6 protein-coding genes and 1 pseudogene are annotated in these 7062 nt (G+C 50.2%); 2 read left to right on the forward strand and 5 right to left on the reverse strand.

Annotated elements, in window-relative coordinates; all coding sequences use genetic code 11:
- Both IQ260_RS24775 and IQ260_RS24780 read left to right on the forward strand, forming a co-directional pair.
- Positions 1 to 516: RtcB family protein (locus tag IQ260_RS24775; protein ID WP_193995754.1), on the forward strand; the 516-nt coding region annotated here is incomplete at its 5' end.
- Between the two features lie 178 nt (positions 517 to 694).
- Positions 695 to 1798: an iron ABC transporter permease gene (locus IQ260_RS24780; RefSeq protein ID WP_193995755.1), complete on the forward strand. Its 1104-nt coding sequence runs from the start codon at positions 695 to 697 to the stop codon at positions 1796 to 1798.
- A gap of 23 nt (positions 1799 to 1821) precedes the next feature.
- On the opposite strand, the gene IQ260_RS24785 is transcribed toward IQ260_RS24780, so the two are convergent.
- From IQ260_RS24785 to IQ260_RS24805, 5 genes and pseudogenes are all read right to left on the reverse strand, one after another.
- Positions 1822 to 3822: an amylo-alpha-1,6-glucosidase gene (locus IQ260_RS24785; protein ID WP_193995756.1), complete on the reverse strand. Its 2001-nt coding sequence runs from the start codon at positions 3820 to 3822 to the stop codon at positions 1822 to 1824.
- Positions 3822 to 4634 carry a hypothetical protein gene (locus IQ260_RS24790; RefSeq protein ID WP_193995757.1) on the reverse strand — a complete coding sequence of 271 codons (813 nt, stop codon included), beginning with the start codon at positions 4632 to 4634 and terminating at the stop codon, positions 3822 to 3824. The genes IQ260_RS24785 and IQ260_RS24790 overlap by 1 nt, the downstream gene beginning before the upstream one ends.
- A 199-nt stretch (positions 4635 to 4833) precedes the next feature.
- Positions 4834 to 5742, reverse strand: coding sequence for a glycosyltransferase family protein (locus IQ260_RS24795; RefSeq protein ID WP_193995758.1), 909 nt, complete (start codon positions 5740 to 5742; stop codon positions 4834 to 4836).
- Between the two features lie 12 nt (positions 5743 to 5754).
- Entirely contained in the window at positions 5755 to 6708 is a 954-nt protein-coding gene (locus tag IQ260_RS24800; protein ID WP_193995760.1) for an alpha/beta hydrolase, read from the reverse strand.
- A gap of 190 nt (positions 6709 to 6898) precedes the next feature.
- Positions 6899 to 7062, reverse strand: a pseudogene (locus IQ260_RS24805) (photosystem II q(b) protein); the annotation flags it as partial.

The raw sequence follows: 7062 nt of genomic DNA on the forward strand, positions 1-7062 counted from the left end.
GACCTGCAGTGGGCCCAAGCCTATGCCCTGCAAAATCGAGAAGAAATGATGGCCCGCTTTAAGCACATCATCGAAAAACATCTCGGTGGTGGCAAACCCTTTAAGCCACTGCTGGCCGTCAACTGCCACCACAACTACGCCGAGAAAGAAGAACACTTTGGCACCGATGTCTACGTTACCCGCAAAGGAGCTGTCCGTGCCCGCACCACTGACTATGGCATTATCCCCGGTTCCATGGGCACTAAATCCTACATCGTCAAAGGTAAAGGCAACCACGACAGCTACTGCTCCTGCAGCCACGGAGCCGGGCGCGTTATGTCCCGCAGTAAAGCCAAAGATACCTACACCCTGGACGACCTGATTGAACAAACCGCCGGAGTCGAATGCCGCAAAGACAAAGGCGTCATCGACGAAATTCCAGCTGCTTACAAACCCATCGACGAGGTCATGGTCAACCAGCAAGATCTAGTGGAAGTTGTTGCTACCCTAAAACAAGTTGTCTGCGTCAAGGGATAAGAAACCATATATCTCCCTTAGCTTCACCAATTTCCAGAAGATCCTTGAACTCATTTCATGCGCTTTGTTTATGCTCTTTTTATCCAAGCAAAGGCCGATGAGCTAACCAATATACAAGGGACCTCATGCAATCCTTTAAACTCCTTAACCGGCATCCTTAACCATTCTCAAAGACACTATGGCCAATAAAATTTACCCCTTTAGAAAACTCTTCCCCAGCATTCCAAGTTCTCAAAAACTCTATAAAAACCTATCTCCTGAAATACTAAACCTTCCATCTATCAACCACATCAGCGCCCTTACCCTCCTTACCCTAGTCCTCCTAATCATCTTCCTCGCCAGCCTAGCCCTCGGCTCCGTTCCCATTCCCCCCACTGAAGTCCTTACCACCCTCCTCGGCGGCCCTACCACCAAACCCGCCTGGCAAGAAATTATCCTTAACTTTCGCCTGCCCCGCTCCCTCACTGCCATGGCTGCAGGCTCGGCCCTTGCCCTGAGCGGCCTCCAACTCCAAGCCCTTTTCCGTAACCCCCTCGCCGGCCCCTCTGTCCTCGGCATCAACGCGGGCGCTAGCCTCGGAGCTGCCTTGATTGTCCTCACTGGTGGCGGTATCGGATTCTTAGGCCAGCTAAGTGTGGTTGGAGCGGCTAGTTTGGGAGCTGCGATCGCAATGTTCCTGGTCTTACTCATGGCCCGCCACGTCCGCAGTTCCCTTGCCCTGCTGATCTTTGGCCTGATGCTTAGCTACGTCACCAATGCCCTGGTTACTATCCTGCTGCACTTTAGCCGCCTAGAACAAACCCTGGCCTATCTCAGCTGGACCTTTGGCAGCTTTAGTGGGGTAACCTGGCAACAAATGCCTATCCTGCTATCTGTTATATTTATTGGACTACTCATGGCCCAGCTTTTTTGTAAACCCCTCAATCTGTTACTGCTTGGGGAAGAACAAGCTATGAGCCTAGGTCTGTCCGTCACCGTAGTACGGTGCTATTTAGTCTTGAGCGCTTCGCTGTTGGCCGGTAGCATCACGGCTTTTTGTGGTCCCATCGCTTTTCTAGGGGTTGCCGTTCCCCACCTAGGGCGCAGTCTTTTCCGCACCCAGGACCATCGCCTACTGGTTCCGGCTGTGGCCCTCCTAGGCGCAATGCTTGCACTGGTCGCCAATAGCATTGCCCAGGTCCCTGGCAGTCAAACCATTCTGCCCCTCAATGCAGTGATGGCCCTGCTCGGAGCCCCCGTACTCATCTGGCTGATGCTAAAACAAGGCAAGCAACAGTTTTAAGCGAATTCAACGTATAGCGAGCACTATAGCGACTCTAACAACCGCCACACCCTGAGCACCTCCGCCACTGTCCACGCTTGGGCAAAACAGCCCCGTGGGGCCATAGGGGCATCGCCATCAAAAATTTCACTCAGGGTACCGATACAGCTGCCGTTAATATGCTGTACCAGCGGTTTAAGTAATGCCCGCGACTGGGCGGCATCGCCATACACCCGATAGTGCGCCTCAGCATAGGGACCCAGCAGCCAACCCCAGGTGGTGCCCTGGTGATAGGCACCGTCCCGCTGGAGCGGGTCGCCGCCATAGGTACCAACGTATTGAGGATGGGATGGGGCTAGCGATCGCAACCCGTGGGATGTCAGTAACTCTCGCCCACACACCTCCACCACCGCCCGTTGTTGTTCATTCGTTAAGAGAGAACTTGCAGTTCTCCCACCGGCAAATGGTAGCGAAACCGCAAAAATCTGATTAGGGCACAACGCTCCATCATCATCGTCTGGACCATCTAGAACGTCGTAGCAGTAGGCTCCCTGCCAAAATCGCTGAAATCCTGTTAGTGTATGCTGCGCCAAGGTTTTATAGTCTTGCACTGGCTTATGCAAAACCCCAGCAAACTGCTCCATACAGCGCAGCGCATTGTACCAAAGCGCACTAATCTCAATCGGTTTACCTATGCGTGGAGTCACTACCCAATCACCCACCTTGGCATCCATCCAGGTGAGCTGCACCCCAGTCTCACCTGCATAGATCAATCCATCACTGTCCAGGTGAATGTTGTAACGAGTGCCCCGCTGATGCCAATCGATCACCGCCGTTAGCTCTGGCCAAATCTCATGTAGTAGGGCCTCATCCCCAGTGGCCGCATAGTAAGCCCGAATCGCCTCAAAGTACCAAAGAATCGCATCCACCGTGTTGTACTCAGGCGTCTCCCCAGCATCGGGAAAGAGATTAGGCAACATCCCCTGATCCAAATAGCGCGCAAATGTGCGAATAATGGTGCGAGCAATGGTAGGACGCCCGGTCGCCAGCGTCAGACCTGGCAGACTGATCATGGTGTCCCGTCCCCAGTCCCCAAACCAGGGATAGCCTGCAATTACAGTTTTACCCTCAGGTTCATCCACCAGGGGCCGATCCACAATAAATTGATCCGCTGCCAAAACCAGCTGCTGAAAATGTTCATGGGTTAGTCCTTGCCCTGAGGTCTCACCGTTTTCAGTATGACCTGCCTGCTCTAAAAGTGATTGCTCATAGGCAGATCGACTCGCTAGAGCGGCCTCACTATCTAGGGATGGATCAAACCGTGTACTGGCGGCCAACAAAACGGAATCTTCAGGCGCTAGTTCTACCAGTAAACTAGCCACACACAGATGATCATCTCGGTTGTTAAGGCCTCGATATCGTTCTAGTGCGAGGTCAAAATCTTGATACCAATCATGGTGTAGCTGAAACTCTCCCCGATTGCTCAAAAGATAATAAGGAACAGCCTCGGCAAAACTATGAACGCAGACTCCATTGGGCACGTATCCTGCTTTCATCTGCCATCCTTGTCCCTGGGTATTGCTATGGTAGTCACGGTAGTTTACCAAGACCCGCAATGACAGCTCTATGGGGATACTACCGCGCTGCAGGTGATAGCGAACATATGTAGTGTTTTCTCTAGGCTCCATCCAAATTCGCTTTTCCAACAGGGCGTCGCCCAGGGCAAAGGTCCAAACAGGGGTGGTTCCCTCCAAGCGAAAACTCTCGATAAATCGATACCCTTCAGGAGTGACACTGCCGTCTAGCCAGCGGTTAGTGCTAAGGTCGTAGCGTCCTCCAGCATAGACGGTTTCATCTAGCTTAGTCACCAACAATGTGCGCCCTAAGGGAGGCTGTAGTGCTGCCACCAGCAAACCGTGATAGCGTCGAGAAAGCAATCCGGCTATCGTACCCGATGCATAGCCGCCAATGCCGTTAGTCACTAACCATTCTCGAGCTTCAGCCGTAGCCAACTCACCACAGATCTCTCGTCCAAATGTCAGCATTATTTATCTGGCCATAACAACCGCAACCCAAGCAAACTAAGTAACCCCAAAAACATCCCCGGTTCAGGGACTTGGGCTGCGGGTTGCGGAATTGGTTGAGTCACAGGCGGCTCAGCAGGTGGCTCAATAATGGGTGCTGGTGGTGGTTCAGGGGTAATGGGAGCCGGTACTTGTATGGGTGGTGGCGCAGGAGGCGGCACCACAGGCTGTACCGCAACTACACCGACGCCACCAGGGGCAAAGTTAGGACGCTGTCGTAGAAAAAATAAATCATTGGGAGCGTTATCCAAAATAAAATAGCGAAACGTTACCGTTTGATTTGGATTAACTACACCCCCAGAAAAATTCACAAAGTCTCGGACATCTGTTACTTCGTCAACAACAGAAAATGCATTGGAAACAGGTCTAAGAGAACCAAACTGTTGAGCAAAGGACAGGCCGTCTTCCTCAGGACTGGCCACACCAAACTGTTCCTGCAGCTCATGGTCATAGAAAATCCATGGTGTATTAGTGCGATTAGTCACCACTGACTCAAATCGAAATCCAAAAAAGCCTGTACTGCGCAACCCCTCAATCGATGTAAATAGATCCACATTGGGGCCAGTTACATCTTGAAAAATTCTGAGGGCATCTTTAGTTATTTCACCACCAGTAATCGTAAAGTCCCCGGCTACTTCGCTAAACCGTATATTTTCTAAAACAAAGCTAGCGGCTTTAACAGGCGCTGCCAAAATCCCCAATGCTGTGAGCAACGTAACTGGAAGCACCAACTTACATCGAATGGCCTGGGAAAAAGTGACAACGAGCAGCATGGGTAAGATAAACTCTTGCGTTAACCTCAGTGTAGCTACGTAGAACCCAATCGTGTTGTGGCAGCCCTTAAGATTTTCGGCGGTGCTGATCCCCGACATAATTTCTCTACAAACTATTGACTAATGACGCATTGCACAGCTCGGTCTATTACCCCTCAAGTCAGCAACGGCAAATTCCCTGATTAGTCTACCTCCTGAATCAAGCCAGATACTTCTTCATAGAACTTAATGATGCCTCTAGCTTTGTGGTTAGGCGATCCAGGGTGGTGTCTGTGCTTAAAATGGGGTGACCTTTTTTAATAACACTTGCCAGACTATCTGCTGTAGAACAGTGCAACAGCTTGGTGGGTTGATGCATGAGTGTTTGCTGTCCCCATTGGGTCCATAGCCATCCTGCTTGCAGTGACGACCGTAGCCCTCTGGCGTACGTTGGGTAGTCTGGTAGTGGCAACAATTGCCAGGGTCTATAGGGCACATCAATCGATGCACACCAATCCTGCCATTTGAAACTAAGAATTCTGGGGCTAGTAATAACGGGAATCCAAGCTGTCCTTAGGGCATCCGCCACAATTGCCCCATGCATAGCTTCAGCCAACAAAACCTCTGTTTCACTGATGGCTTGTAAAACAGTCTCTATAGGCCAGCGAGGATCGATATATTTAATACCTAGCTGTTCACAAACTGTTTTCCAAGCGCTATCGGCAAAGTTAGCATGGTGAATATGGGGCATAAACCCATGGGAACTTGTTTTTTGGCCACTGGTTAAAAAACAACGTCGCACTAAAATACCTCCATCCGTTATAGCTTTTTCACGGGGTAGATTTAACTGGCTTGCCGATAGCGGTCCTCTGACACAAGCAATGTGCCAGTGCGGAGGAATGTGCGTCAGTGGTTGCTCATAACCAGCTCCGCTGCTAAAAATAATCAGCTGCTTAGCCGTTGTTGTCCGTTCTGGTAGACGGTGGTTTAGAAGGGTGCCTGTACCAACAAACTGAATAGACTCATCATCATCAAAAAAATCGGGGAGCAGCTGGGGCCACAGCCAGGTATTTAGCTCATCCCCGAAATTGGGTTGACCATCACGTCGACGATAATAAAAAATTTTCATTCATCGTACTGATTACAGTACCTTGTAGGCACCAGTCCCAGCATCAAACGCCAGCCCGCGCTCTGCTTTCTCTCCATTAAATGCGCGTTTAAAAAGCTCCTTAATTCTGGCGTTTTGCAGGGCGCTATCATCTGAAAAATAATTGTGGTGTGCCATAATACCTGCGGCATCAGTAAAGTCTAAATAAGCAGCATTGCGAGCTGTTAAATTTTTTGTCCAATGGCCCAAACGAGCTTTTTGTTCATCGCCAGCCAGAGCTTTAGAGGCTAGCAAAGCACCGTCATCCTCATTGATGGTAATAAATAATCTGTTGCGAAATCGTACGCGGTCCACCCAGTTTGCATGGCCTTCATTATTTACGTCAGCGGACAGCATGACAATGTTGTCAAACAGCAGGGTTTCTCCCTGATAAATCGAAGATGACAATAAACGCTTGAAAAGATAATTGCCCATGCTGTGCATCGCTAGGCTAAACTTGCGCTTGCAAGCTTGGTCCGCATACTTAATAAAGTAACCTGCCAGTTTTTCAAAACACCGATCCAAGGCCCCAATGGACAAAACCGCATCGCGCTTGTCATCCTGATAGCTAGACAGGCCTTCCACTGCACCGCCACCGTTAGATGGCCAGCTGAATAGAATCACTTCCAGGTTATAAAGCTGCTCTATGCGATAAGCGCTCTCTAGCGCGTCGCCAAAATTTGTATTAAATCCGTGAACAAAAAAGAGCGCATTGGTCTGTTTTTGCTGCATTCGCTGCTGGGCTTTAAGAAATGCTGCTTCACTAGCCCACATTTGATCGCCGTTGTAGGTGACGCGGTCTTCTAAAATATCGACCTGCCAATTATCGCCAATCTTTTGAGCCTCTGCTAGCCTAAGTTCATTGGGTCCCATGCGATTAAACGTCGCGCCAAAGCGTTCTTCTGGTGATGATGATGGCTGCAGAATACGATTGGTGACTACATACATATGGAGGTTCTCCCAGTGGTTAAGCGGATTCTATGCGGATCTCCACCAGTATTGGGCCATTCTCCGGATGTGCTATCAGAGCGTAATAATCTGTTGTGTATTGCGAAGATGCTTTAAACGCAAAAAGCGCCCCTCCTAGAAGGGGCGCTTTTTAAGCCGTTAGACTATACGTGCAATCAAACCAAGGCAACTACGCGTTGATTTGGGGCGCAACCATTGCGACGGGAGCAGCTTCACCAGCAGCCAAGTCTAGAGGGAAGTTGTGAGCGTTACGCTCGTGCATTACTTCCATACCCAGGTTGGCACGGTTGATCACGTCAGCCCAAGTGCTGACGACACGACCCTGAGAGTCGA

Source organism: Leptolyngbya cf. ectocarpi LEGE 11479, from assembly GCF_015207065.1.
In the GTDB taxonomy this organism is placed as follows: Bacteria; Cyanobacteriota; Cyanobacteriia; order Phormidesmidales; family Phormidesmidaceae; genus Leptothoe; species Leptothoe ectocarpi.